Source organism: Magnetospirillum fulvum MGU-K5 (genome assembly GCF_000442515.1).
Lineage (GTDB): Bacteria > Pseudomonadota > Alphaproteobacteria > Rhodospirillales > Magnetospirillaceae > Phaeospirillum > Phaeospirillum fulvum_B.
This window is the reverse complement of sequence record NZ_AQPH01000001.1, coordinates 116,552-142,434: the sequence shown is the minus strand read 5'-3', so window position 1 is coordinate 142,434 and position 25,883 is coordinate 116,552. Positions and strand designations below refer to the sequence as shown.

The following is a 25,883-nucleotide window of genomic DNA, read 5'->3' as shown; positions in this document are numbered from 1 at the left end:
CGTCGCCGACGACGCGGGCGCATTTCTTGAAGCCGCCATCGGGATCGAGCTTCAATTGCCGCATCGCGAACAACAGACGGCGATGCACCGGCTTTAGGCCGTCACGGACGTCGGGCAGCGAACGCGACACGATCGTCGACATCGCATAAGCGAGATAGCGTTCGCCCAGGGCATCGGCCAGCGGCGTCACGCGGATGTCGCCATTGGCGGCGGCGGTCTTACTCATGGGGGGAATCCTCGACTCTTCACGGCAAAGTCAGGCTTCGCCGGGTCCTTTGGAAATGTAGCTCAGACGCGGAAACGGTCAACCAGACGCGAACGGGCGGGCGGCAACGTGCCAAGATGACGGCCAAGAAAGAACCCGGCCAGATCGAGACCGGCGCGGATTTCGTCCTGGTTGCCCTCGCCGCCGCCAGTCAGAAAGCGCGGCAGGACCAGCAGCCGGTCCTTCCATTGCTCCCCGGCCTCTCGCGACACCGCCCGGCCCGTACGGGGACTGACATAGACCAGATCCTCGGTCGTTCCGGTGGCGGCACAGGCCGACAGATCGAGACCGAAGCCGATATCGCGCAGCAGCGCCAGTTCGAAATGAACATAGACGCTGGGCCAGGATTCGGCGGGCAGAGCGGTCAGCAGCGCCGACAAGGCGGCATAGGCCCCTGGATGGGCCTGACGCTCGGGCAGACTGCACTCGGCCAGGGCGCAAGCCGATCCCAATGCCGCCAGCCGCCCCGGATCGCCCAAGGCGTCGCCGGCATGGGCCTTCAGCAATTCGAGACGCAGCGCGCCCAATTGTTCGGCCAACCGTCCCCGCCACCACGCCCGCACCCGGTTTCCCGGCAGAACGATACCGCGATTGGCTTTCGAAGCGGCACCGTGCAATAGACCGGCATGACGGCCATGGGTCAGGGTCAACAGCCCGACGATGCCGCCATGTTCGCCGTGGCGGCGGACCGACAGCACCAGGGCCTCGTCCTCCCACTCCATCGCGTCCGTGCCGCTCTTTCTCGAAACCCGGCCGCGGATTCGGCCGCGTCTTGCCGCTATGCGTCGTAATCGAGGCCGATGTCGGAATAGGCGTCGCGCTTCTCGCTCCAATCCTCGCGGACCTTGACGTGAATGAACAGATGGACGCGCCGTTCCAGCAGAGCTTCGAGTTCGGTCCGGGCCGCCTCGCCGATCGCCTTGATCTGACGGCCGCCCTTGCCCAGTACGATCGCCTTCTGGCTGTCGCGCTCGACATAGATCACCTGATCGATCCGGGCCGAGCCGTCGTCCCGTTCCTGCCAGCTTTCGCTTTCGACATGCAGCGAATAGGGCAATTCCTGATAGAGGGTCAGGAACGCCTTTTCCCGGGTGATCTCGGCGGCCAGCAGGCGTTGCGGCAGATCGGACACCTGATCCTCGGGGAACATCCACGGCCCCGGCACCATCGCTCGACCGAGATGAGCCATCAGATCGTCGATGCCGTCGCCCTTCAGCGCACTCAGCATGAACACGTCGGAGAACAGCCCTTCGGCATGCAGCCGCGCCGTCAGTTCCAACAGGGAATCGCGACGGATCAGGTCGATCTTGTTGAGGACCAGCACCACCTGACGCCCGGCTTCCTTCAGCTTTTCGACAATGGCGCGGGTGTCGTCGTCATAGCCGCGTTGGGCATCGACGACGAGACAGACATGCTCGGCATCGGCGGCACCGTTCCAGGCGGCGGCGACCATCGCCCGCTCCAGCCGCTTGCGCGGCTGAAAGATGCCGGGGGTATCGACCAGAATCACCTGGGCGTCGCCAGTCATGCAGATTCCCAGCACGCGAAAGCGGGTGGTCTGAACCTTGGGGGACACGATCGAGACCTTGGTCCCGACCAGGGCGTTGACCAGGGTCGACTTCCCGGCGTTGGGGGCTCCCACCACCGCGACGAAACCGCAGCGCTGCCCGTCGTTCTCACTCATTCCTTCACCTTTTCCAACAAAGCGGCGGCGGCGGCCTGTTCGGCCACCCGTTTTGACGGCCCGCGACCGGAAGCCGCCGCCAGTCCCTCGACCGAGACTGAAACCAGAAAAATCGGCTCGTGCGGCGGCCCTTCCGCGCCTTCGACGCGATAGGCCGGCAAAGCCTTGCCCCGTCCCTGTGCCCATTCCTGCAACGCCGTCTTGGCGTCCTTGGGCGGAGCCATCGTCTCTTCCATCAACCCTTGCCAGCGGCCGCGCACGAAAGCGGCGGCCACCTCGAATCCGGCATCGGCGAACATCGCGCCGATCACCGCTTCGCAGGCATCGGCGAGGATGCCGGGATTGGCACGGCCACCGGCCTCTTCATCACCCCGTGCCATCGCCAGATGCGCCCCCAGGCCGATCGATTCGGCGACCTTGGCCACCGTCTCGCCCCGCACCAGGGCGGTAAAGCGCCGTGCCAGCGCGCCTTCCGGCTCGTTGGGATAGCGGTGATACAGCATATCCGCGACCACCAGCCCCAACACCCGGTCGCCCAGGAATTCCAGCCGCTCGTAATCAGCCGAGCGCCGCCGATTGCGCCGCCCCTGGTCGATGCTGGGATGGGTCAGCGCCTGGGTCAGCAAGCCGGGCTGGGAAAACCGATGCCCCAGCACGGCGTAAAGATCATGGTCGACACTCATCGTCTATTCGATCCGCTGGAACAGGCGAGAATAGCGGATTGCCCAGGGCCAACGCCACACTTCCCACAACGCGGCGCTGCCGTCACCCGAGAAGAACAGGATTTCGGCCCGGCCGACCAGATTTTCGGCGGGAACATAGCCGACCTCGGTCAGATAGCGCGAATCCGCCGAATTGTCGCGGTTGTCGCCCATCATGAAATAATGGCCGGGCGGAACCACATATTCGCGGGTGTTGTCGGCCGGGCCGTTATCGCCCAGGAACTCGATGATCCGGTGACTGCGGCCGTTGGGCAGCGTCTCGATATATTGGGGCGCGCGGATGATGTTGCCGTCGCGGTCGCGGTCAATGAAATCCTCAATCCGTTTGCGCTCGACCGGGGTGCCGTTGATATGGAGAATGCCGCCGATCACCTGGATATGGTCGCCGGGCAGGCCGACCACCCGCTTGATATAATCGATTTTGTTTTCGGTCGGCTTCTTGAACACCGCGATATCGCCGACCTCGGGGCCGCTGCCCAGGATGCGGCCGCCGCTGGGACCGATCCCGAACGGCATCGAATAGCGCGAGTAGCCATACGCATATTTCGAAACGAACAGATAGTCGCCGATCAGCAGCGACGGAATCATTGATCCCGACGGAATATTGAAGGGCTCGAAGGCCAGGGTGCGCACCGCGCCCGCGATCAGCATCGCATAGATGATCGTGCGGATCGTCTCGCCCATCCCGCTGGATTTGCCTCTAGACATGAAAGGTGCCGCCTAAAGCTTTGAATTTAAAATAAATGCCGCCCAATGACGGACGGCGTGACCTGCGCCGATCAAGCCAGCCCCGCGCGCTCAAGTCAAGCCGGGACGGCCGAGATCGCCACCACGGCCTCGGCCAGGGGATATTCGTCGGTCATCGACAGGTCCAGCCGGGCGGTAAAACCCGGCGGAACCAGCCCGGCCAGCAGTGCCGCAGCGCCGCCGGTCAGCGCCAGTCCGGGACGCCCGCCGCCGAGATCGACGACGCCGATATCATGGAGGAACACTCCGTTGGCAAAGCCGGTCCCCAACGCCTTCGCGGTGGCTTCCTTGGCGGCAAAGCGCTTGGCAAGGGTGGCGGCCTGCGTGCCCGGCCGTCCCCGCGCCGCACGTTCCCGCTCGATTGGCGTGAAAACGCGCTCAAGGAATCGGTTGCCGAACTTCTCCAGCGTCCGCTCGATGCGGCGGATATCGACGAGGTCGTTCCCCAACCCCAGGATCATGACGATACCCCGATGGTGGTCCGGGCGGCATCCATCCGCGCCCGCATGTGCCGGATCGCAGCCTCCAGTCCGGTAAAGATCGCCTCGCCGATCAGGAAATGACCGATATTCAGCTCGACGATAGCCGGGATCGCCGCCACCGGCGCAACGCTATCGAAGGTCAGGCCGTGGCCGGCATGGCATTCCAAGCCAACCGCCTCGGCATGAGCGGCGGCGGCAACGATCCGGGCCAGTTCGGCGGCACGGGCATCGCCCTCAACCTCGCAATAGGCGCCGGTATGCAACTCGACCACCGGAGCTCCCAGAGCGCGGGCCGCGTCAAGCTGGCGCGGATCGGGCTCGACGAACAGCGACACCCGAATCCCGGCTTCGATCAGCGGGGTCAGCAGCGGCCGCAGCGCCTCGCGGTGACCGGCAACGTCCAATCCACCCTCGGTGGTGCGTTCCTCGCGCTTTTCCGGCACGACGCAGACCGCGTGCGGCCGCAGCCGCAGAGCAATCGCGACCATTTCCGCCGTCGCGGCCATCTCCATGTTCAGCGGCAGGGCGATTTCGGCTCGCAGCCGCTCGATATCGCGATCACGGATATGGCGGCGGTCTTCCCGTAGATGGGCGGTGATGCCATCGGCTCCGGCCGCGGCGGCCAGGGCGGCGGCTTGAACCGGATCGGGATGGGCAGTGCCGCGGGCATTCCGAAGAGTAGCGACGTGATCGATGTTCACGCCAAGGCGAAGACGCCGGGGGGTCATATCGGACGAATGCTCCAGTGGGGGGAGGAAAACAGGGCTCGACCTTAGTTGCGGGCGCGATCGACCGAGCTGATCGCTGGGGTCGCGCGCAGGGCGGCGATGACGTTGGTCAGATGCTTCACGTCGCGCACTTCGATATCGACGATCATCTCAAAGAAGTCCGTGGTCCGGTTGGTGATCTTCAAATTGGTGATGTTCCCCATGTTCTTGGCAATCACCGTCGAAACCGACCCCAGGGTGGTGGGTTCGTTGGTGACGATCAGATCGATGCGCCCGATATGGGGTTTGACCTCGGATTCGTCCCACGAAACGTCAAGCCAGCGTTCGGGCTGGTCGGCGAATTGCTCAAGATTCTCGCAATCGATCGTGTGGATGGTGACCCCCCGCCCGGTCGCGACGATACCGACGATACGGTCACCCGGCAAAGGATGGCAGCACCCGGCGAAATGCATCGCCATACCAGGGATCAGCCCCTTGATCGGCATCGCCCCGGGCTTTTCCTTGCGCTCGGGCGGACGGGCCTTCAGGGTAACGACATTGTCGGTATGTTGGGTCCGGTTCTTCAGTTCGGGATAGACCGAAGACAGCACGTCACGGGCCGAGATCACCCCTTCGCCGACCAGCGCGACCAAATCCTCGATCGCAGGAGATTTGTAGATCTTCAGAACGCCGTCGAGCGCCTTGTCGGTGTAATCGTAGCCTTCCTGGCGGAAGGCACGGACCAGCATGCCGCGCCCCAACTCGGTATATTGGGTCCGCTGCTGGGTACGGATGAAGCGGCGGATACGGGCGCGAGCCTTGCCGGTGACGACAAAGCGTTCCCAGGTCGGATTGGGGGTCTGCGCCTTCGAGGTGATGATGTCGACCTGATCGCCATTCTGCAACTGCGTCCGCAGCGGCATGATGCGGCCATTGACCTTCGATCCGACGCAGGTGTCGCCAATCTGCGAGTGAACCGCATAGGCGAAATCGACCGGACAAGCCCCGCTCGGCAAGGCGATCAGGTCGCCCTTGGGCGTGAAACAGAACACCTGATCCTGGAACATCTCAAGCTTGGTGTGTTCCAGGAATTCCTCGGGGTTCGAGGCATGCTCCAGAATGTCGAGCAACTCGCGCAGCCAGCGATATTGGCGACCGTCGGTCAGCTTGGCGCCGCCGCGCTTGTACTTCCAATGCGCCGCGACCCCCAATTCGGCGACTTCGTGCATCTCCGAGGTGCGGATCTGAACCTCGATCCGCTGCCGCTCCGGCCCGAACACCCCGGTGTGCAGCGATCGGTATCCGTTGGGCTTGGGCACCGAGATGTAGTCTTTGAAGCGGTTCGGCACCATCGGGTAATGCGAGTGGATCACCCCCAGCGCCCGGTAACAATCCTCGACCCCATCGACCGCGACGCGAAACGCCATGATGTCGGATAATTGTTCAAATCCAACGTTCTTGCGTTGCATCTTCTGCCAGATTGAGAACGGAGTCTTTTCCCGCCCCGATACGGTCGCGGTGATCCCGGCCTCGTCCAGGATCTTGCGCAATTCCTCGAGAATCCGCCCGATCAGATCGCCACCCTGTTCGCGCAGGAAGCCCAGCCGGGCAACGATCGATCCGCGCGCGTCGGGGTGCAGTTCGGTGAAGGCCAGATCCTCCAGTTCCATTTTGATTTCCTGCATCCCGATGCGTTCGGCAAGCGGGGCATAAATCTCCATGGTTTCCAGCGCGATGCGGCGGCGCTTGTCTGGATTTTTGATGTAATGCAGGGTCCGCATGTTGTGCATGCGGTCAGCCAGCTTGACCAGCAGAACGCGGATATCCTCGCTCAACGCCAGGACCAGCTTGCGCAGGTTTTCCGCCTGCTTGGCGCGGTCGGACTGCAACTCGATCCGGTTAAGTTTGGTAACGCCGTCGACCAGACGGGCGATCTCGCGCCCGAACAGCCGCTCGATTTCCTCCTGAGTGGCGGGGGTATCCTCGATCGTGTCGTGCAGCAACGCGGTGATGATCGAGGCGCAATCGAGCCGATACCGGGTCAGGATGCCCGCGACCTCGATCGGATGCGAAAAATAGGGATCGCCCGAAGCCCGCAATTGCGATCCGTGCATCTTCATCGCATAGACGTAGGCGCGGTTGATCGCGTCCTCGTCCGCACTGGGATCGTAGGATTTGACGCGCTCCACCAACTCAAATTGGCGCATCATGTCTTGGTATTCCTCCGTGGCGACCCGACATATGGGCTGACCATGGCTTAAGTTTGACCGCCCGAGCGTCACAGGAAAAGAGGAAAGAGCACATCCCCGACAGCATTTTTTCACAACCTGTGAGTTGACTCGCGACAGCGAGCGGGAATTATTGCATCCTTTCGGACGGATTGATGATCCGTCGGACGGACAGGACGGCGGAACAGGGGAGCTCCATGTTCGCGATCATCGGCATTATCGTTACCCTTGTCAGTGTGATCGGTGGCTACGCTGCTCCCGGTGGACACCTCGACGTTCTTTTTCAGCCGTTCGAATGGATCATCATTGTCGGCGCGGCAATCGGCTCGCTGCTGCTGGGCAACCCCAAATCGATCATCACCGGCATCGCGGGTAACATCGGGGTTGTGTTCAAGGGCGCCCATCACGGCAAGGACGACTACATCGAACTGTTATCGATGCTGTACGCCGTGTTCAAGCTGGCCAAGACCAAGGGCGATCTGGCGCTGGAAAGTCACGTCGAAAAGCCCGAGGAAAGCCCGCTCTTCGCCAAGTTCCCCAAATTCACCAGCGACCATCATACCCGCACCTTCCTCTGTGATTACCTCCGGCTGCTGACGCTGGGAACCAGCAATGCCCACGAGCTGGAATCAATCATCGACGGCGAGTTGGAATCCCACCACAAGCACTATCACGAGATCGCCCACGCGGTGAATCTGATGGGCGACGCGATGCCCGCGCTCGGCATCGTCGCCGCCGTGTTGGGCGTCATTCACACGATGGGATCGATCACCGAACCGCCGGAAGTGCTGGGTCACCTGATCGGCGCGGCGCTGGTCGGCACTTTTTCGGGCGTGTTGATCTCCTATGCCTTCGTCGCCCCGATTGCCCGCAACATGCAATTGTGCTTCGATTCGGATCACAATTACTTTTTGGCGATGAAGGCGGGATTGCTCGGCCACATGCAGGGCTATGCCCCGCAGGTTTCGATCGAATTCGCCCGCAAGATTTTGCCCGACGAACTCCGCCCGACCTTCCAGGAACTGGAAGAGACGGTCTCCAACCTCCCGCCGGATTGAGCCAGATATCATGGCCGAAGGCGGCAGCCCCATCATCATCAAGCGGGTCAAGAAGTTTGCAGGCGGCCATCATGGCGGCGCGTGGAAGGTGGCCTATGCCGATTTCGTGACGGCGATGATGGCGTTCTTCCTGCTGTTGTGGCTGTTGAACGCCGTCACCGAAGAGCAATTGACCGGCGTCTCGAACTATTTCGCCCCGACGATGGCGTCGAAAAGCTCGAACGGGGCCGGCGGTGTTCTGGGCGGTCAGACCATCGGCGAAGGGGCTCAGGTCAGTCAGGCCTCGTCGCCGACCCTGGTCCAGTCGCTCCCCCCTCCTCGATCAGTGCCGAGGGCGAGGATTTGTCCGCGCCCAGCACCCAGAACAGTCCCGACCAGCAGGGGGCCGATGGCCAGGACAAGCCCGGCATGACCGAGCAGGAATTCAAGGAAGCGATGGCCGCGCGCGAACAGCAGAAGTTCGACAAGGCCAAGGAAATGCTGGAGAACGCGGTCAAAGGCATCCCCGAATTAAAGCAGTTCCAGGGCAGCATGCTGGTCGACAACACCCCCGAGGGGCTGCGGATTCAGATCACCGACCAGGAAGGGCTGGCGATGTTCCCGTCCGGCTCCAGCGCGCCTTACGGTCATACCCGCGCCATGCTTGACCTTGTCGCCCGCATCGTCCGCCAATTGCCCGACAATCGCATCTCGATCTCTGGACACACCGATTCGGTGCCGTTCAAGGACCCGTCGGGCTACACCAACTGGGAATTGTCGGCCGACCGTGCCCTGGCCAGCCGCCGTGCTCTGATCGCGTCGGGCGTGCCGGAAAACCGGGTCGACCGCGTCGTTGGCCGCGCCGACCAGGACCCGCTGGAAAAGAACGACCCCAAAGGGCTGCGCAACCGGCGCATCAGCATTATTCTTTTGCGCGAAAACGATCTAGGTCCGACCGAATCGAAGACCCTGTCGGTCCCGATGTCGAAAAAATAACGATCTGGGAGCACTGACGATCATGTCGCTTCCCCCCTCTCCGGCTTTTCCACCAGCAACCGTTCCGGAATGGGGCGATGCATGGCGCTACCCGATCTATTACCTTGGCGTCACCCCCCGGCGGATTTACGCCTATTGCCTTGATCTCGTCGTGGTCGGGCTGTTGTGGATGGTCGTGTTTATCGGCTGCGTGATCCTGGGCGCGCTGACATTTGGGCTGTTGATGCCGGTTCTGGGCGTGGTTCTGGCGCTGGTGCCGATCGCCTACCATACCGTGACGATCGCCGGGCCGCGTTCGGCCACCTTTGGGATGCGGATCGCCGGGTTGCGGGTGATGTCGATCGCACCGGGCGCCGAAGCCTCTGGCGGCCGCCCCAGCCTGGGCCAAGCCCTGGTCCAGACCGTTGCCTTTTATGCCTCGCTGGCGATGACCGGCAGCCTGATCTTGCTGGTGGCATTGTTCAATCCGCGCCGCCGGACCGTGCACGATTTCCTGGCAGGAACGGTTGTTGTCAACGACCCGCAGCAATGGGGTGGCCCCGGACAACGATCCGAGGTTTGAACCGGCGGCATAGCGTTCCTATATGGTAGGTCGTAGCACGCTCCGGCCTTCCGGCGGCGTTAGGCTTGACCTCCAGAGGACGAGACCGGACGTGACATAATGGATCATTTTCCGCTCAAGCGACCGCATTTCTTCTTCACGACCGCGCCGTTGCCCTGCCCCTATGTCGCCGGGCGGCTGGAACGCAAGATCGTCACCGAGTTGAATGGAGCCGACGCCGAAGGGCTGCATGAAGCTCTGTCGCGTGCGGGCTTTCGCCGCAGTCATTCGATTGCCTATACCCCGGCCTGCCCCGGATGCTCGGCCTGCATCCCGGTGCGGATCGTCGTCGATGGCTTTTCCCCCGGCCGCACCATGCGCAAGATCGCTCGCGCCAATGCCGAACTGGTGGCCCGCAAGGTTCCGGCCAAGGCGACGGCGGAACAATTCCGCCTGTTCGCCCGCTATCAGGAATCGCGCCATGCCGGAGGCGACATGGCGCTGATGGGCTTTTACGATTATCGCTCAATGGTCGAGGACAGCCCGGTCGATACCTTCCTGATCGAATTCCGTCGCGCCGACGGCAGCCTGACCGCGGTATGCCTGGCCGACCGGATGCGGGACGGCCTGTCGGCGGTCTACAGCTTCTTCGACCCCGATCTGTATCACCGCAGCCTGGGAACCCAGGTGGTGCTGTGGCTGATCGAGCAATCGCGCCAGATCGGGCTACCCTACGTCTATCTCGGCTATTGGATTTCCGACAGCCGCAAGATGTCCTACAAGGCCCGGTTCCGTCCGCTTGAAGCCTTCGGACCAGAGGGATGGCGGGCATTCGACCCGCCCCCGTTTCACGAACCGGCTTTGTCGGACGACCAGCCCCCGCCCATCGCCTTGTAAAGACCGACCAGAGCCTGGAACCGCGCCAGCCGGGCCTGCGCCAGTTGATCTTGCGCCGAGAACAGAGTCTTTTGGGTGTTCAGAACGGTGGTGACATCGACCGTTCCCCCGCGCATCAGCGATTGAGCAATCTCGAAAGCCTGCCGTGCCGTCGATTCGGCGACACGCTGGGCCGCTTCCGCTTCGGTGGTCTTTTCGACCGCGACCAGCGAATCCTCGACGTCGGAAAAGGCCGAGACCACCGCCTTGCGATAGGTCTGGACCAATTCGTCCCAGCGCGCCCGTTTCTGCTCGACCGTTCCGGCGATCTTGCCGCCGTCGAACAGTGGCACGGTAAAGCTGGGACCGATCGAGAACAGCAGGCTCTGATGGGTCATCATCTTGGCCAGATCGACACTCTGGAACCCGCCCTGCCCGGTTAGCGAGATGCTGGGGAACCACGCGGCGCGGGCAACGGTAATGTCGGCATTGGCTCCACGCAGACCGGCCTCGGCGGACAGGACGTCGGGCCGTCGCGCCAGCAATTCCGACGGCAAGCCCGGAGCCACTTCGGGCATCGCCAGCACATCCAGGCTTTCCGGGTCCAGTGCCAATTCCTCGGGCAGGCGGCCGACCAGAATCGCCAGGGCGTTGCGTGACTGCCTGATCTGCTTTTCCAGCGGCGGAACGGTGGCCCGCTGGCTGGCAACGACATTTTCCTGTTGGGCGACGTCAAGCGAGGTTGCCGTCCCCGCCGCCAGCCGGTCGCGATAGACGGCCAGCACCGCTTCGGCATTAGCCACCGAGTCCCGCGCCAACCGCAGGCGCTCGCCATAGCCCAGGATGTCGAAATAGGTGGTGGCGATCGAGGATTGCATCGTCAGCATCGCCGTCTGATAGTCGAAGCGACTGACTTCAGCCGCCGCCGCCGCCGAATCGACTCCGGCGCGGTTCTTGCCCCAGAAATCGATTTCGTAACTGGCGCTGACGGTCGCGCCATAGGTGGTGACGTAGGTCGGCTTCATACCTCGGCTAAGCGCCGATGAACTGTTCGACATCGCCAGCGACGACCGGCTGCGGGTCGCGCTGCCATCGCCGGTCAAGGCGGGCAGGAGCGCGCCTCCGGCGATCTCGACCTGGGCTTCGGCCTGACGCACCCGGGCCATCGCGGCGGCGATATCGAAATTCCCCCGCATCGCATCCTGCATCAGCGCGTCGAGCCGGGGCGAGCCGAACTGACGCCACCAATCGGGTGACGGCCAGGCGGCGGTGTGGCTGGCCCCGCTCCAGGCGGCAGGCGGAGGAGCCTCTGGGGCGACGAACGGATCACCGATCGAGCAGCCGCCCAGCAGGACGGCCAGGGCCAGGGGATAGGGAAGCGTTCGGATCACGGGGCAGCCTCCATCCGCCGCTCGCGCCGGTTCCGCCACCAGCGGGACAGACGGGCCAGCGAAAGATAAACGACGGGAGTGGTAAACAGGGTCAACATCTGCGACAGCAGCAAACCGCCGACGATGGCGATACCGAGCGGCTGGCGCAACGCGCCCACCGGACCGGAGGCCAACGCCAGCGGCAGCGCGCCCAGCAGCGCGGTCAAGGTGGTCATGGTGATCGGGCGAAAGCGGATATGGCAGGCTTCGCGGATCGCCTGATCGGGGGTCAGACCGCGCCGCTCGGCGGTGATGGCGAAATCGACCAGCAAGATGCCGTTCTTCTTGACGATCCCCATCAACAGGAACACCCCGATCACGCTGATCAGTGTCAGTTCGGTGCCGGTCACCAGCAGCGCCAACAGCGCCCCCAATCCAGCCGAGGGCAGGGTCGACAAAATCGTCAGCGGGTGCAACGTGCTCTCGTACAGGATGCCGAGCACGATAAAGATCGTCAGCAACGCCGCCGCGATCAGAATCGGCTGGTCGCGGGCGGTGTCGGCAAAGGCTTTGACGTTTCCCGCCGGAGCGATCCGAACGGTGGCGGGCAGACCGATCTCGTGCCCGGCCTGCTCCATCCGTTCTGCCGCAGTGCCGAGCGGGGTGCCGGGCGACAAGTTAAAGCTCAATGTCGCGGTCGGAAATTGCTCGCGGTGAGCCACCGAAATCGGCGCGGTTCCGTACTCGAAGCGGGCCAGGGCGTCGAACGGAACCAGGGTGCCATCGGCGGCCTTGACCCACAATTGATGCAGCGAATCCGGGCTTTCGGTGTGCTTACGATCAACCTCAAGCACAACCTTGTACTGGTTCCGCTGGGTGTACATCGTCGCCACCTGCCGCTCGGCAAAGGCGTTCTGCATCACCTGATCGATCGCAGCGACATCGACCCCCAGGCGGGCGGCAGCGTCACGGTCGATCACCACCTGGGATTGCGGCATCGCGATATCGAGATCGCTGGAAATGTCGGCAAGCGCGGGGTCTTTCTTCAGACGCTCGACCAGCTTCGGGGTCCATTCCTTTAATTCGTCGAGCGAATCCGACGACAAAGCGAACTGGAACTGCGCCCGCCCTCGGTTACCGCCGACGCGAATATCCTGACCAGCCTGCATGAAAGCGGTCACGCCGTCGACGCGGGCCAGTTTGGGCCGCAGCCGGTCAATCACCTCCTGAACGCTGGCCTTGCGCTGCTCGATCGGCTTCAACGTCACGAACATCCGGCCCTGATTATTGAGGCCGCCATCGCCGCCCGAGCCGATGAACGATGCCACGCCCTCAACCGCCGGATCGGCCAGGATCACCTCGGCAACCTTCTGCTGGCGGTCGGCCATGGCGCGGAACGAGATATCGACCCGCGCCTCGACCGAGGTGAAGATCATTCCGGTATCCTGAGGCGGAAAGAAGCCTTTGGGGACAACGCCATAGAGATAGATCGTCAGGCCCAGCGCCGCGAAGGTTACCCCCAACATCAGCCGGGGAAAGGCCAAAGCGTGGACCAGACCGGCTTCGTACACCCGCTGCATCCAGGCCATCGCCGCCTCACCGCCTCGCGCGATCAGCGAGGGACGCGCGCCCGGTTTGGCCCGGGCCATCAGATAGCCGAACAAGGCCGGGGTCACCGTCAGCGACACCAGCGCCGAGGCGGTGATGGCCACCGACAGGGTTACCGCGAATTCGCGGAACATCCGGCCGATGATACCCCCCATGAACAACAGCGGAATGAACACCGCGACCAACGACAGAGTGATCGAGATCACGGTAAAGGTGATTTCGGTCGCCCCCTTGATCGCGGCGTGAAACGGCGTCTCGCCCGCTTCGATATGACGGGCGATGTTCTCGATCATCACGATTGCGTCATCGACGACGAAGCCGACTGAGATGATGATCGCCAGCAGGGAAATCGTGTTGAGGCTGTAGCCCAGCAGTGCCATCACCGCGAACGTCGCCGCCAGCGACAGCGGGACCGTCACCGTCGCGGCCAGGGTCGGCGTCACCCGCCCCAGCGACAGGTACACCACCATCACCACCAGTACGATCGAGATCAGCAGCGTTGTCTCGACGTCGGCCAGGGTGGCGCGGATATTGCCGGTGCGGTCATTGACCACTGAAACCGTGGTACCGGACGGCATCCAGCGCTGCAATTGAGGCAGAATCGCGTGAATCCGCTCGGTGGTCTCGACGACGTTGGCCCCAGGCTGCTTGCTGATGATGACCAGAACGGCGCGGTCGCGATTATACCATCCGGCCTGACGGATGCTTTCGACCGAATCCGTCACCTGGGCGATCTGCGACAGCCGCACGATCGCCCCGTTCTGGGCGCGGACAATCAGGGGAGCATGGGCGGCGGCGGTGAACAGCTGATCGTTGACGGCAAGACTCATCGCCTCCTTCGGGCCGTCGATCGTGCCGAGCGGACGGGCAATGTTCGATTGGTTAAGAGTGGTGCGGACGTCCTCAAGCGACAGCCCCATCGCCGACAACCGGCCGGGATCGACCGCGACCCGCACCGCCGGTTTGTCGGCCCCGCCGAGGAACACCCGCCCGACCCCCTCGATCTGCGAGATACGCTGGAGCAGAATTGCGTCGGCGGCGTCATAAATCTTGGCGGGCGGCAGGCTTTGCGAGGTCACCGCCAGAATCATGATCGGCGCATCGGCCGGGTTCATCTTGCGAAAAGTCGGCGGCGTCGGCAGATCGACCGCCAGTTCAGCCCCGGCCGAATTGATCGCCGACTGAACGTCCTGAGCCGCGCCGTTGATGTCACGCTCCAGATCGAACTGGACGATGATCGTCGTCGACCCCCGGTTGCTGGTCGAGATCAGTTCGGTGACACCCGCGATCTCGCCCAACCGCCGCTCCAACGGCGCGGCGACGGTTGCCGCCATCGTCGCCGGATCGGCCCCGGGCAACCGCGCCATCACCATGATGGTGGGGAAATCGACCGAGGGAAGCGGTGCCACCGGCAGCCGCTCGAACGCGACCGTTCCCGCCAGCAACATCCCCAGCGCCAACAGCAAGGTGGCGACCGGACGGCGGATGAACAGTTCGCTGAGGCTCATGCCGCCCTACCCCGCCGCAGCCGATCAAGCGCCAGGTAAATCACTGGCGTGGTATAGAGGGTCAGCACCTGACTGAGCAGCAGGCCGCCGACGATCGCGATCCCGAGCGGACGGCGCAATTCGTGGCCGGTGCCGCTGTCGATCGCGAGCGGAATCGCCCCCAGCAGCGCCGCCATCGTCGTCATCATGATCGGGCGGAAGCGCAGCGCGCAGGCCTGACGGATCGCCTCCAACGGAGATTGTCCCTCGACCCGCTCCGCCTCCAGCGCGAAATCGATCATCATGATCGCGTTCTTCTTGACGATCCCCATCAGCAGCAAGATGCCGATCAACCCGACCAGCGACAGATCGTTGCCGGTCAGCCACAAAGCCAGCAACGCCCCGATTCCAGCCGAAGGCAGAGTCGACATGATCGTCAGCGGGTGGATGAAGCTCTCATACAGCACCCCCAGCACGATGTAGATCACCACCAGCGCCGCGACGATCAGCCAGGGCTCGTTCTTCAGCGACGAACGGAACTCGGCGGCATCGCCGGTAAAATCGCCCGCGATCGTTTCGGGCAACCCCATTTCGGCTTCGATCGCGCCAATCGCCTCGATCGCCTGTCCCAGCGATGCCCCCGGCGCAAGATTGAAGCTCAGCGTCACCGCCGGGAACTGATCCTGATGGGTCACCACCAGCGGCGAGGTCTTGCGGGTCACCGTCGCCATCGCCGACAGCGGCACCAACGAGCCGTTCGACGAGCGGAGATAGATCGATTCCAGCGCATCCGGCCCCAGTTGGAAGTCGGGCTTTACCTCCAAAATCACGTGATATTGGTTGACCTGGGAATAGATCGTCGAAATCTGGCGCTGGCCGAACGCATCGTAGAGGGTATCGTCGATCACCTGGGGCAACACCCCCAGCCGCCCGGCTTTGTCGCGGTCAACCAGGATATCGGCGACCAGCCCGCCTTCCTGCGCGTCCGAGGCAAGATCCGTCAGCAACGGCGACGCGCGCATCCGCTCCAGCACCCGAGGCGCCCACTCTGCCAACTCGGCGGCATCGACATCGGCCAGAGTGTATTGATATTGGGTCCGGCTGGTGCGCGGACTGATCTGGATGTCCTGGGCGGCGCGCAGATGGACTTGAATCCCGGCGACCGGGGCTAATTGCCGCGACAGCCGCGCAATCACCTCTTCGGCCGAGGCATCGCGCTTGCGCCGGGGCTTTAACACGATCGTCAATTGCCCGGTATTGGCGGTGATGTTGGTCGGCCCCGCCCCCAGGAACGAAGCCACCCCCGCAACATCGGGGTCCTGACGGACAATCGCCGCGACCTTGCCCTGTAACTCGGTCATCGCGGAAAACGAGATTTCCGGGCGGGCGTCGGTGGTCGCGACGATCAATCCGGTATCTTGCGACGGCAGAAAGCCCTTGGGCATCACCACATACAGCGCCACCGTGCCCACCAGCGTCGCCGCCGCCAGCCACAGCGTCGCCCGCTGCCGCGCCAACACCCAATCGAGCGAGCGGGCATAGGCGGCGGCCAGGGCCAAGAACAGCCGCCCCGAGCGTGCCTCGCGGTCGCCGCCCTTCAGCATATGGCCGCACATCATCGGGGTCAGGGTCAACGACACCACCGCCGATACCACCACCGCAACGGTCAGGGTCAGGGCGAATTCGCGGAACAGCCGACCGACGATTCCGGTCATGAACAGCAGCGGAATGAACACCGCCACCAGCGATACCGTCAGCGAGACGATGGTAAAGCCGATCTCGCGCGCACCTTCCAGCGCGGCCTCGAATGGCTTCATCCCCTTCTCGATATAGCGGACGATGTTCTCGATCATCACGATCGCGTCATCGACGACGAAACCCGCCGAAATCGTCAGCGCCATCAAAGAGAGGTTATCGAGCGAGAATCCCGCCAGCGACATCACCCCAAAGGTGCCAACCAGCGATAAAGGTAGCGCCACCGCCGGAATCATCGTCGCACGCGGGCTGCGCAAAAAGCCCCAGATCACCCCGATCACCAGCAGCACGGTCAGGGCCAGGGTAAATTCGACATCGGCGACCGAGGCGCGGATCGTCTCGGTGCGGTCGGCCAGCACCGTCAGCGTCACTCCGGCCGGAATCGACAGCGCCAGTTCGGGCATCTTGGCCTTCAGCCTGTCGACCGTCTCGACGATGTTGGCCCCCGGCTGACGCTGGACGTTGAGGATCACCGCCGGTTTGCCGTCGTGCCAGCCGCCGACACGGGCGTTCTCGACCCCTTCGACCACCTCGCCGACATCCTTTACCCGGACCGGTGCGCCGTTGCGCCAGGCGATCACCTGAGCGGCATAACCGGCGGGCGTCGTGATCTGATCGTTGGCCCCCAGCGACAGCGCCTGACTGACGCCGTCAAAGCTCCCTTTCGGCAGATCGACATTGGCGGTTGCCAAAGCCGAGCGGACCTCCTCCAGCGACAGGTTATAGCCCGACAGGCGGGCCGGATCGATCCGCACCCGCACCGCCGGGCGCTGGCCGCCTTCGATCACCACCCGGCCAACCCCGCCGATCTGGCTCAATTTCTGCGACAACAGAGTGTCGGCGACATCGTTGACGGCGGTGATCGGCAAAGTATCGGACCCCAAGGCCAGGGTCAGGATCGGCGGATCGGCCGGGTTGACTTTGGCATAGGAGGGGGGGTACGGCAGCTTGTCCGGCAGCACTCCATCGGCGGCATTGATCGCCGCCTGAACGTCCTGCGAGGCGACATCGATATTCTTCGACAGGTCGAATTGCAGGGTAATCGCGCTGATCCCCTGCGAACTGGTCGAGGTCATCATCGTCAGACCGGGTATCAGCCCGAACTGACGCTCCAGCGGCGTCGTCAGCAACGAAGCTACAGTGTCCGCGCTGGCCCCGGGCAGGCGGGTCGTAACCTGGATGGTGGGAAAATCGACCTGGGGCAAGGCCGACACCGGCAGCAGGCGAAAGCCCAGCAGCCCTCCCAGAACCACCGCGAAGGCCAGCAACCACGAGGCAACCGGGCGACGAATGAACGGCTCGGAAATGTTCATAATGTTTGCCCCTCAATCGCCGGGCGCTCACTCCGTTCGCTTGGCTTTCGCGCCATCAGGCGCGGGCGCTGTTCGCGCCAGTCGCGTCGCTCCACGGTTTGCCCCTCAATCGCCGGGCGCTGCCAACCGCAGACCCTCACCGGCTTTGCTCTGCGGCCGGGGCCGGAGGAACTGCCGCCGGAGCAGACGGAGCCGGGGGAATCGGGGTCGCCGCCGGAGCCGCTGCGGGCACCCGGTCGCCCTTCGCTTTGGCCCGGTCTTCGGGCAGGGTGATCTTCGAGCCGGGTTTCAGCTTGGCGACACCATCAGTTACGATCACCTCGCCTTCCTCCAAGCCGGACTCGATCAGCGCCTGATCGGATTCGATCGCGCCCACCGTGACCGGGCGCATCTCGACCGTCTTCTCGGGAGTAACGCGGAACACATAGGGCCCTTCCGGTCCGCGCTGCACCGCCGGAAGCGGCACCACCAGCCCGGCACGACGAACGGTCAGCAACAGCCGCACCGTGACAAATCCGCCCGGCCAAAGCCGCCGTTCGGCATTGGGCAACACCGCTTTCAGCTTGATCGTGCCGGTGGTCTGGTCGATCTGGTTATCGACCAGTTCCAGTTCGCCCGCATCAATCACCCCTGTGCCATCCGACTGGGTGGCCAGCACCATCAGCCGGTTGCCCTGAGCGATCCGCTCGTTGATCGCCGCCAAATTCTGCTGTGGCAGGGTGAAAATGACCGCGATGGGTTGAATCTGAGTCAGGGTGACCAGCCCGGTCGTGTCCGAGGCGCGAACGATATTGCCGCGATCGACCAGCCGCAGCCCGGCCCGGCCGTCGATCGGAGCGGCGATCACGGTATGGCTGAGTTGGACCCTGGCCGAACTGATCGCCGCTTCGTCGGCCCGCACCGTCGCTTCAAGCTGGCGGACCTGGGCACGCTGGGTATCGACGCTCTGGCCGGTAACGCGGTCGCCCAGGGCGATATAGCGGGCGAGATCGCGCCGCGCCGCGTCAAGTTGGGCCTGATCCTTGTCGCGTGTCGCCTGAGCCTGCTCGTAAGCCGCCCGATAGGTACGCGGGTCGATCTGAGCCAGCACATCGCCCGCCTTGACGTCCTGGCCCTCGCGGAACAGCACTTCGATCAGTTCGCCATCGACCTGCGACCGCACCGTCACCGTGTTGAACGCCTGTACCGTCCCCAGCGCATTGAGATAGATCGGCACATCGCGCCGCGACACTGCGGCGGTCAACACCGGAACCGGCCGTCCCTCCGGTCCGCCCGGGCCTCCGGGGCCAGCCTTGGCAGGAGCGGAGCCGCCAGAGAGAAGCGGGCTGGATTTCAGGCTGGGCCAATAATAATAACCGGCGAGGCCGAGGCCGGCCAAAACGGCGACGGCAATCGCCACCCGCCGGAACGCGGTGCTGGTTTTAGGCTGGTGTGAAGACACGCCGTCAACTCCCTTCGGCTCGGTCGCGGCGGGGATTATGGCCGCTAGCCACGTTTATTGTCTGTAACAGAGGGTAACCTTCGTCCCTATCGGCGAAGAAAGTTCCCCAGGGCCGCGAGAAACGCCTCGGGCGCGTCGGCGTGAACCCAATGGCCCGCCGCGGCGATCTCGGCATAACAGGCGGCGGGAAACAAAGCGGCAATCGTCTCGTGGTGGGAGGGGCGCAGGTAATCCGAGCGCCCTCCGGACAGGAACAGGGTCGGTCCGGAATAGACACAGCCGGGCGGAAAGGCCGGGAAGCCCAGGATATCATCCATATGGGCCACCAGTACCGCCAGATTGGGCCGCCAGCGATAGCCTTCGACGCCACTTTCCAGATTCTGCAACAAAAAGGCTCGAAAGGCGCGGTCCGGCACCGCCGGTTCCAACGCGGCCGAAACATCGGCGCGGCTCCGCATTTCCGACAGCTTGACCGCCCGCATCGCGCGGATAAACGGCGAAAAGGTGTGGGTGTAGGTGACCGGGGCGATATCGACGACGATCAGACGCTCGACCAGATCGGGCCGGGTCAGGGCCAGCGTCATCGCCGCCTTCCCCCCCATCGAATGGCCGAGCAGGACGACCTTTCGCCCCAACGCTTCGATCGAGGCGGCGATCTCGCGGGCCATGAAGGGGTAATCCATCGTCTCCGACCACGGGCTGGCCCCGTGATTGGGCAGGTCAAGGGCAATGACCCGCCACGATTCGCTGAGGGCCTTGGCCACACTGCCCCAATTGCGCGACGATCCCAGCAATCCGTGAAGGATCACCAGCGGCGGCGAGGTGGCCTCGCCGGTTTCGACCAGGGCCAGACGCATCGGACGATCAGAGCCGGAACAGATGGTTATGGCCGAGCAATTGCCGACCGATATGACGACCGACCACCTTCAAAAGCGTGAAGGTCGGACGCACGAATTCAACCGCCACCCAATCCTCCTGAGCAGCACGAACGATCGCGATCCCCTTGGCGAGCGGATTAGGATCCTCGTCGGCCGAGCGCAATTCAAATGGAAAGCGAAAACCGGGATCAAGGCGGAAGGGAGGGTTGCGGAATTTAAGGCCGCCGATCGAAACGTCGATCACCTCGACCAGATTTCCGTCAAAGAGCAAGAACAGCCCGTCACCCCGGTGACGATCGTCAAGACGACGGTTCAAACCCCTGATCGCCAAGGTGATGCTCCTCACCGATTGATGAGAGATCAAGTTTACCTTGGATCGACCCGTCTGTCACGGCTGCCCGCACAATGGCGACGGCATAGCCGCCTGTGGCGGTGACCATGGACAGCGGCCGACGGCTGGGCTAATAATCGCGCTCGTTTCTTAGGGATTAAGGACCGCCGCGTCTGCTCTGATCGCGTCCAAATTCGCCAAGAGTCGCTTTAAGGCGGGCGCGCGGTCGGTTTCCTTCACCCCCATTCGGACCCCGCCCCTTCATGCGCCTCTCCGGTATCGTTGTCCTGCTGTTGATCGTTCTCGGCAATCTCGGCTTCTGGGCGGCGATCAACCGCCCGCAGACCGGCTTGCCCTGGTCAGGCACCATCAAGAGCGTGTCGTTCAGCCCCAGCCGGGCCGATGACGACCCGACGCTGGTTCGCAAGCTGCCTTATCTGGACGAGACCCACCTCGCCACCCGCGACGAGATGGACGAAGATCTTGCCCTTCTCGCCGGTAAGGTTGAGCAGGTCCGCACCTATTCGACCCTGGAAGGGCTGGATCAGGTGCCGGAACTGGCCGCCCACCATGGATTGAAGGCGCTGCCCGGGGCCTGGCTCGACGAGCGGCTTGCCCGCAATGAAGTCGAGCTGAACAACATCATCCGCATCGCCCGCGACAATCCGAACGTCGAACGGGTGATCATCGGCAACGAAAACCTGACGCTCCACCGCCTCACCGTCGATCAGATGGTCCGCTATCTGCGCCGGGTCCGCGCCGCTCTGCCCGAACGGGTCAAGATCAGCACCGCTGAAGCGTGGTCGATCTGGCTCGATTATCCCGAACTGGCGCGCGAAGTCGATTTCATCACCATCCACACCCTGCCGTTCTGGGAACGGGTCGATATCAGCGGTGCGCTTGAGTTCACCAAGCGAATGGTGCGCGAGGTCAAGAACGCCTATCCCGACAAGCCGCTGTTCATCGGTGAAGTCGGCTGGCCCTCGGCCGGTCGTTCCTATGGCGATTCCGAACCGTCGCTGGTCAATCAGGCCCTGTTCCTGCGCCATTTCCTCAATTGGGCGCATCAGGAAAAGCTCGATTACAACATCGTCGAGGCGTTCGATCAGCCATGGAAGGTCAACCTCGACAACAACGCCAGTGAAAAGCATTGGGGCATCTGGACCGTTGACCGTCAGCCCAAATTCAACTGGATCGGGCCGGTCATCGAGTTCGAGGAATGGCCGTTCCAGGCCGCCGCGGCGACCTTTATCGCCTTCCTGCCGGTCGCGTGGTTCCTGTTCAAATGGCGCAATCTCCGCCTGCCCGGTAAGATTTTCTTTGGCGTCCTGGTCCAGTTCGCCGCCACCCTGGTGATCTGGACGATGTCGACGCCGGTGCTGAAGGACGTCGCCCCCGGCACCGGGCTGATGCTGGGATTGCTGCTGCCCGCGCAATTACTGCTGCTGTTCGTGGTGTTGATCGCCGGGATCGAGGTCACCGAACTGACCTGGGCCAGCCGGTTCAAGCGTCGCTTTACCGCCTTGCCGCCCGCCGAGTGCAAGCGCTTCCCCAAAGTGTCGCTGCACCTGCCCTGTTATAACGAACCGCCCGAGATGGTGAAGCTGACCATCGACAGCCTGATGGCGCTCGACTACCCCAATTTCGAAATCCTGGTGCTCGACAACAACACCAAGGACCCGAACGTGTGGGGGCCGGTGCGCGATTATTGCGAAACGCTGGGCGACAAGGTGAAGTTCTTCCACCTCGCCCCCTGGCCGGGTGCCAAGGCCGGTGCGCTGAACTTCGCGCTGACCGTCACCGATCCCGAGGCCGAGATCATCGGCGTCGTCGATTCGGATTATATCGTCGCCCCCAATTGGCTGAAGGGTCTGGTCCCCTATTTCGAGAATCCCAAGGTCGGCCACGTCCAGGCGCCGCAGGATCACCGCGAATGGGAAAACGACCTGTTCAAGGAAATGATCAATTGGGAATATGCCGGGTTCTTTGACATCGGCATGGTCTATCGCAACGAAGCCAACGCGATCATCCAGCACGGCACGATGACCCTGATCCGCAAGGAAGCGTTGGAAAAGGCCGGGCGCTGGGGCGAATGGTGCATCGTCGAGGACGCCGAACTGGGCCTGCGCTTCCTCAAGGACGGCTACGAATCCGTTTATGTGCAGGACCGCATCGGTCACGGCCTCGTTCCCGACAGCTTCATGGCCTATAAGAAGCAGCGCTTCCGCTGGGCCTATGGCGCGGTGCAGATCCTGAAGGCGCATTGGCGCTCGCTGATGCCGTTCACCAAGAGCGGACTGACCGCCGGGCAGAAGTACCATTTCGTCTCGGGCTGGCTGCCGTGGTTCGCCGACGCCTTCTATCTGCTGTTCACCATCGCCAGCCTGATCTGGTCGCTGGGCATGGTGCTGGCGCCGCGCTATTTCCCCACCCCGCTCGCGGTGTTCACCTTGCCGACGGTCGGTGTGTTCGTCGCCAAGATCGTGCACCACTTCTTCCTCTACACCACCCGGGTCAAATGCACCCTGCGTCAGCGCTCGCTGGCAGCGATTGCCGGTATGGGCCTGACCTATTCGATCGCCCGGGCGATGTGGCAGGGAATGTTCACCAAATCGACGCCGTTCATGCGGACGCCGAAAATGGCCAACAAGGCGGCCTTTACCCAAGGCTTCCTGATGGCGTCGGAAGAAAGCGCCCTGATGCTGGCGCAATGGATCGCGGCGATCGTGGTGCTGCTGCCCAAGAACAATTTTTACGACCCCGACGTGCGGCTGTGGTCGCTGGTTCTGGTGGTGCAGGCGATGCCCTTCCTGGCCGCCCTGATCACCTCGCTGATCAGCGTGATGCCGAGCAAGGCCTCGACCGACGCCCCGCCCGCTCCGACGGCCGATTCGGCCAAGGCTCAGCCCGCCGCCTGATCGGCCCAGGGCACGCCTGCTTTGTTTCGAACCCGCCCGGGGATGACCCGGGCGGTTGTTTTTCTCATCAGCAGAGAGCGCATGACCTCCTCATCCCTGTCCGCGTCGGCTTCGGCCGCGATCCTCTCCCGCATCGCCCAGGAATTGTCGGTTCGCACCGCTCAGGTCGAAGCGACGGTACAGTTGCTAGACGGCGGCGCGACGGTTCCCTTCGTGGCCCGCTACCGCAAGGAAGCGACGGGCGGACTGGACGACACCCAGCTCCGAACCCTGGAGGAGCGGCTGTCTTACCTGCGCGAATTGGAGGATCGCCGCGCCGCGATCCTGAAGTCGATCGACGAACAGGGCAAGCTGACCCCTGATCTGGCCGAGCGGATCGCCGGGGCCGACAGCAAGGCGCGGCTGGAAGACCTTTACTTGCCCTTCAAGCAGAAGCGCCGGACCAAGGCCCAGATCGCCCGCGAAGCCGGACTGGAGCCGCTGGCCGATTCCCTGCTGGCAGACCCGGCGCTGATCCCCGATCAGGCCGCCCAGGCCTATCTCGATGCCGACAAGGGAATTGCCGACGTCAAGGCGGCGCTGGACGGTGCCCGTCAGATTCTGATGGAGCGCTTTGCTGAAGACGCCGAATTGCTGGGCGGCTTACGCGACCATCTGTGGCAGGGCGGCGTGCTGATCTCGACTGTCGTCGAGGGCAAGACCGAAGCCGGGGCCAAGTTCAGCGATTATTTCGATTACCGCGAGACGCTGCGGGCGATTCCGTCGCACCGCGCCCTGGCTTTGTTCCGGGGCCGCAATGAAGGGGTTTTGTCGCTGAAGCTGCTGGCTCCCGACGAAGCCGCCCGCCCCGACGATGCCCCCGCCCCCACCGTTCCCGGCGAGTGTGAAGGCCGGATCGCCCGTCGCTTTGGCATCATCGACCGCAAGCGTCCGGCCGATCCCTGGCTGGTCGAGACGGTGCGCTGGGCCTGGCGGGTCAAGATTCAGATGCATCTTGAGCTCGAATTGATGGGGCGCCTGCGCGAAACCGCCGAGGAGGAGGCGATCCGCGTCTTCGCCCGCAATCTGCGCGCATTGCTGCTCCAGGCCCCGGCCGGGGCGCGGGCCTGCATCGGACTCGATCCCGGCATCCGTACCGGGGTCAAGGTGGCGGTCACCGACGCCACCGGCAAGCTGGTCGAAACCACGACCCTGTATCCCCATCAGCCGCGCAACGACTGGCAAGGCGCGCTGGCGGCGCTGGGGGCGTTGGTGCGCAAGCACAAGCCGCAACTGATCGCGATCGGCAACGGCACCGCCTCGCGTGAAACCGACAAGCTGGCCCAGGATCTGATCCGCCAGCATCCCGAAATGAAGCTGGAAAAGCTGGTGGTCAGCGAAGCCGGGGCCTCGGTCTATTCCGCCTCAGAACTGGCGGCGAAGGAATTCCCCGACATCGATGTCAGCCTGCGTGGCGCGGTGTCGATTGCCCGGCGCTTGCAGGACCCGTTGGCCGAACTGGTCAAGATCGACCCCAAGGCGATCGGTGTCGGACAATACCAGCATGACGTCGATCAGGGACGGCTGGGCCGCTCGCTTGACGCCGTCGTCGAGGATTGCGTCAACGCCGTCGGAGTCGAGGTCAACACCGCCTCGGTGCCGCTGCTGGCCCGCGTCGCCGGTCTGGGGCCGACGGTGGCCCGCAATATCGTCGAATACCGCGACCGCTTCGGCCCGTTCGCCAGCCGCGAGGCGCTCAAGCAGGTCGACCGGCTGGGACCGAAGGCGTTCGAACAGGCGGCGGGATTCCTCCGCGTCATTGATGGCGTCAACCCGCTCGATTCCTCGGCGGTCCACCCCGAGGCCTACCCGGTGGTCGAACGGATCGTCAAGGCGACCGGGCGCCCGGTCCAGGCCCTGATCGGCGACACCACCTTTGTTCGCAGCCTCGATCCCGCCGACTTCACCGACGACCGCTTTGGCGAGCCGACCGTCCGCGACATCCTGCGCGAACTGGAAAAGCCCGGCCGCGATCCCCGGCCCGAATTCAAGACCGCCACCTTCCGCGACGGGGTCGAAAGCCTGACCGACCTTCAACCCGGCATGATCCTGGAGGGCGTGGTGACCAACGTCACCAATTTCGGCGCCTTCGTCGATATCGGGGTGCACCAGGACGGGTTGGTTCACATTTCGCTGCTGGCCAATCGCTTCGTCAAGGACCCGCACGAGGTGGTCAAGCCGGGCGATCTGGTCAAGGTCAAGGTGCTTGAGGTCGATGTGAAGCGCAAGCGGATCGCATTGTCGATGCGCCTGGACGAAGCGGCGGCTCCGGCCCGCTCGGGCGGCGACAAGCCCGAGCGGAAAGGAAATGATTCCCGCCGCCCGCCCCCGCGTTCGGGCAATGAGTCTCCGGCCGCGCGTGAACCGCGTCGCCCGGCCAAGTCCCCGAGTCCGGCCGAGGAAGGCGACGGCGCGTTGGCCGCCGCCTTTGCCCGGGCTGCGCTGAAAAAGAGGTAAC

General features: G+C 63.7%; 21 protein-coding genes. 7 read left to right on the top strand and 14 right to left on the bottom strand.

All coding sequences use genetic code 11. The features are described 5' to 3' along the window. The 8 genes from K678_RS00685 to K678_RS00650 all read right to left on the bottom strand — a co-directional run. Positions 1 to 226 (bottom strand): DNA gyrase subunit A (locus tag K678_RS00685; RefSeq protein ID WP_021130526.1); only part of this gene is annotated, 226 nt, incomplete at its 3' end. Positions 227 to 288: 62 nt separating this feature from the next. Further along, complete coding sequence (recO, locus tag K678_RS00680) at positions 289 to 987, bottom strand: DNA repair protein RecO (protein ID WP_021130525.1); 699 nt, start codon at positions 985 to 987, stop codon at positions 289 to 291. A gap of 56 nt (positions 988 to 1,043) precedes the next feature. After that, entirely contained in the window at positions 1,044 to 1,949 is a 906-nt protein-coding gene (gene era / locus K678_RS00675; protein ID WP_021130524.1) for a GTPase Era, read from the bottom strand. Then, positions 1,946 to 2,632, bottom strand: coding sequence for a ribonuclease III (gene rnc / locus K678_RS00670; protein WP_021130523.1), 687 nt, complete (start codon positions 2,630 to 2,632; stop codon positions 1,946 to 1,948). Before rnc ends, era begins: the two co-directional genes overlap by 4 nt. Positions 2,633 to 2,635: 3 nt before the next feature. Next, positions 2,636 to 3,379, bottom strand: a complete 744-nt coding sequence (gene lepB, locus K678_RS00665; protein WP_039851731.1) for a signal peptidase I — start codon at positions 3,377 to 3,379, stop codon at positions 2,636 to 2,638. 95 nt (positions 3,380 to 3,474) lie between these two features. Further along, positions 3,475 to 3,879: a holo-ACP synthase gene (gene acpS, locus K678_RS00660; protein WP_021130521.1), complete on the bottom strand. Its 405-nt coding sequence runs from the start codon at positions 3,877 to 3,879 to the stop codon at positions 3,475 to 3,477. Further along, entirely contained in the window at positions 3,876 to 4,628 is a 753-nt protein-coding gene (locus K678_RS00655) for a pyridoxine 5'-phosphate synthase (protein ID WP_021130520.1), read from the bottom strand. Before K678_RS00655 ends, acpS begins: the two co-directional genes overlap by 4 nt. A 44-nt stretch (positions 4,629 to 4,672) precedes the next feature. Next, positions 4,673 to 6,817 (bottom strand): RelA/SpoT family protein, encoded by a 2,145-nt coding sequence (locus K678_RS00650; protein WP_021130519.1) that lies wholly within the window; start codon positions 6,815 to 6,817, stop codon positions 4,673 to 4,675. Positions 6,818 to 7,032: 215 nt separating this feature from the next. On the opposite strand from K678_RS00650, the gene motA reads away from it, so the two are divergent. The 5 genes from motA (at position 7,033) to K678_RS00630 (ending at position 10,306) form a co-directional block, all read left to right on the top strand. Further along, entirely contained in the window at positions 7,033 to 7,893 is an 861-nt protein-coding gene (gene motA / locus K678_RS00645; protein ID WP_021130518.1) for a flagellar motor stator protein MotA, read from the top strand. Positions 7,894 to 7,903: 10 nt separating this feature from the next. Then, positions 7,904 to 8,305 carry a flagellar motor protein MotB gene (locus tag K678_RS19315; RefSeq protein ID WP_231376180.1) on the top strand — a complete coding sequence of 134 codons (402 nt, stop codon included), beginning with the start codon at positions 7,904 to 7,906 and terminating at the stop codon, positions 8,303 to 8,305. After that, entirely contained in the window at positions 8,302 to 8,868 is a 567-nt protein-coding gene (locus K678_RS19310) for an OmpA family protein (RefSeq protein WP_231376179.1), read from the top strand. Before K678_RS19315 ends, K678_RS19310 begins: the two co-directional genes overlap by 4 nt. A gap of 22 nt (positions 8,869 to 8,890) precedes the next feature. Next, positions 8,891 to 9,430 (top strand): RDD family protein, encoded by a 540-nt coding sequence (locus K678_RS00635; RefSeq protein WP_021130517.1) that lies wholly within the window; start codon positions 8,891 to 8,893, stop codon positions 9,428 to 9,430. A gap of 99 nt (positions 9,431 to 9,529) precedes the next feature. Continuing rightward, on the top strand, positions 9,530 to 10,306 hold the full coding sequence (locus K678_RS00630; protein ID WP_021130516.1) for an arginyltransferase: 777 nt from the start codon (positions 9,530 to 9,532) through the stop codon (positions 10,304 to 10,306). On the opposite strand, the gene K678_RS00625 is transcribed toward K678_RS00630, so the two are convergent. The 6 genes from K678_RS00625 to K678_RS00600 form a co-directional block, all read right to left on the bottom strand. Further along, entirely contained in the window at positions 10,258 to 11,676 is a 1,419-nt protein-coding gene (locus tag K678_RS00625; RefSeq protein WP_021130515.1) for an efflux transporter outer membrane subunit, read from the bottom strand. The two genes, K678_RS00630 and K678_RS00625, sit on opposite strands and share 49 nt — an antisense overlap. Beyond that, positions 11,673 to 14,771 (bottom strand): efflux RND transporter permease subunit, encoded by a 3,099-nt coding sequence (locus tag K678_RS00620; RefSeq protein ID WP_021130514.1) that lies wholly within the window; start codon positions 14,769 to 14,771, stop codon positions 11,673 to 11,675. Before K678_RS00620 ends, K678_RS00625 begins: the two co-directional genes overlap by 4 nt. Further along, positions 14,768 to 17,818: a multidrug efflux RND transporter permease subunit gene (locus K678_RS00615; protein ID WP_021130513.1), complete on the bottom strand. Its 3,051-nt coding sequence runs from the start codon at positions 17,816 to 17,818 to the stop codon at positions 14,768 to 14,770. The genes K678_RS00620 and K678_RS00615 overlap by 4 nt, the downstream gene beginning before the upstream one ends. Positions 17,819 to 17,954: 136 nt before the next feature. Continuing rightward, positions 17,955 to 19,259 carry an efflux RND transporter periplasmic adaptor subunit gene (locus K678_RS00610; RefSeq protein ID WP_021130512.1) on the bottom strand — a complete coding sequence of 435 codons (1,305 nt, stop codon included), beginning with the start codon at positions 19,257 to 19,259 and terminating at the stop codon, positions 17,955 to 17,957. Between the two features lie 86 nt (positions 19,260 to 19,345). After that, complete coding sequence (locus K678_RS00605; RefSeq protein WP_021130511.1) at positions 19,346 to 20,116, bottom strand: alpha/beta fold hydrolase; 771 nt, start codon at positions 20,114 to 20,116, stop codon at positions 19,346 to 19,348. A gap of 7 nt (positions 20,117 to 20,123) precedes the next feature. Beyond that, a complete protein-coding gene (locus tag K678_RS00600) occupies positions 20,124 to 20,468 on the bottom strand; it encodes a hypothetical protein (RefSeq protein WP_021130510.1) in 345 nt (114 codons plus the stop codon). 263 nt (positions 20,469 to 20,731) lie between these two features. On the opposite strand from K678_RS00600, the gene K678_RS00595 reads away from it, so the two are divergent. Further along, positions 20,732 to 23,386 (top strand): glycosyltransferase, encoded by a 2,655-nt coding sequence (locus K678_RS00595; RefSeq protein WP_021130509.1) that lies wholly within the window; start codon positions 20,732 to 20,734, stop codon positions 23,384 to 23,386. Between the two features lie 81 nt (positions 23,387 to 23,467). After that, entirely contained in the window at positions 23,468 to 25,882 is a 2,415-nt protein-coding gene (locus tag K678_RS00590) for a Tex family protein (protein WP_021130508.1), read from the top strand. Position 25,883: the final 1 nt, after the last annotated feature.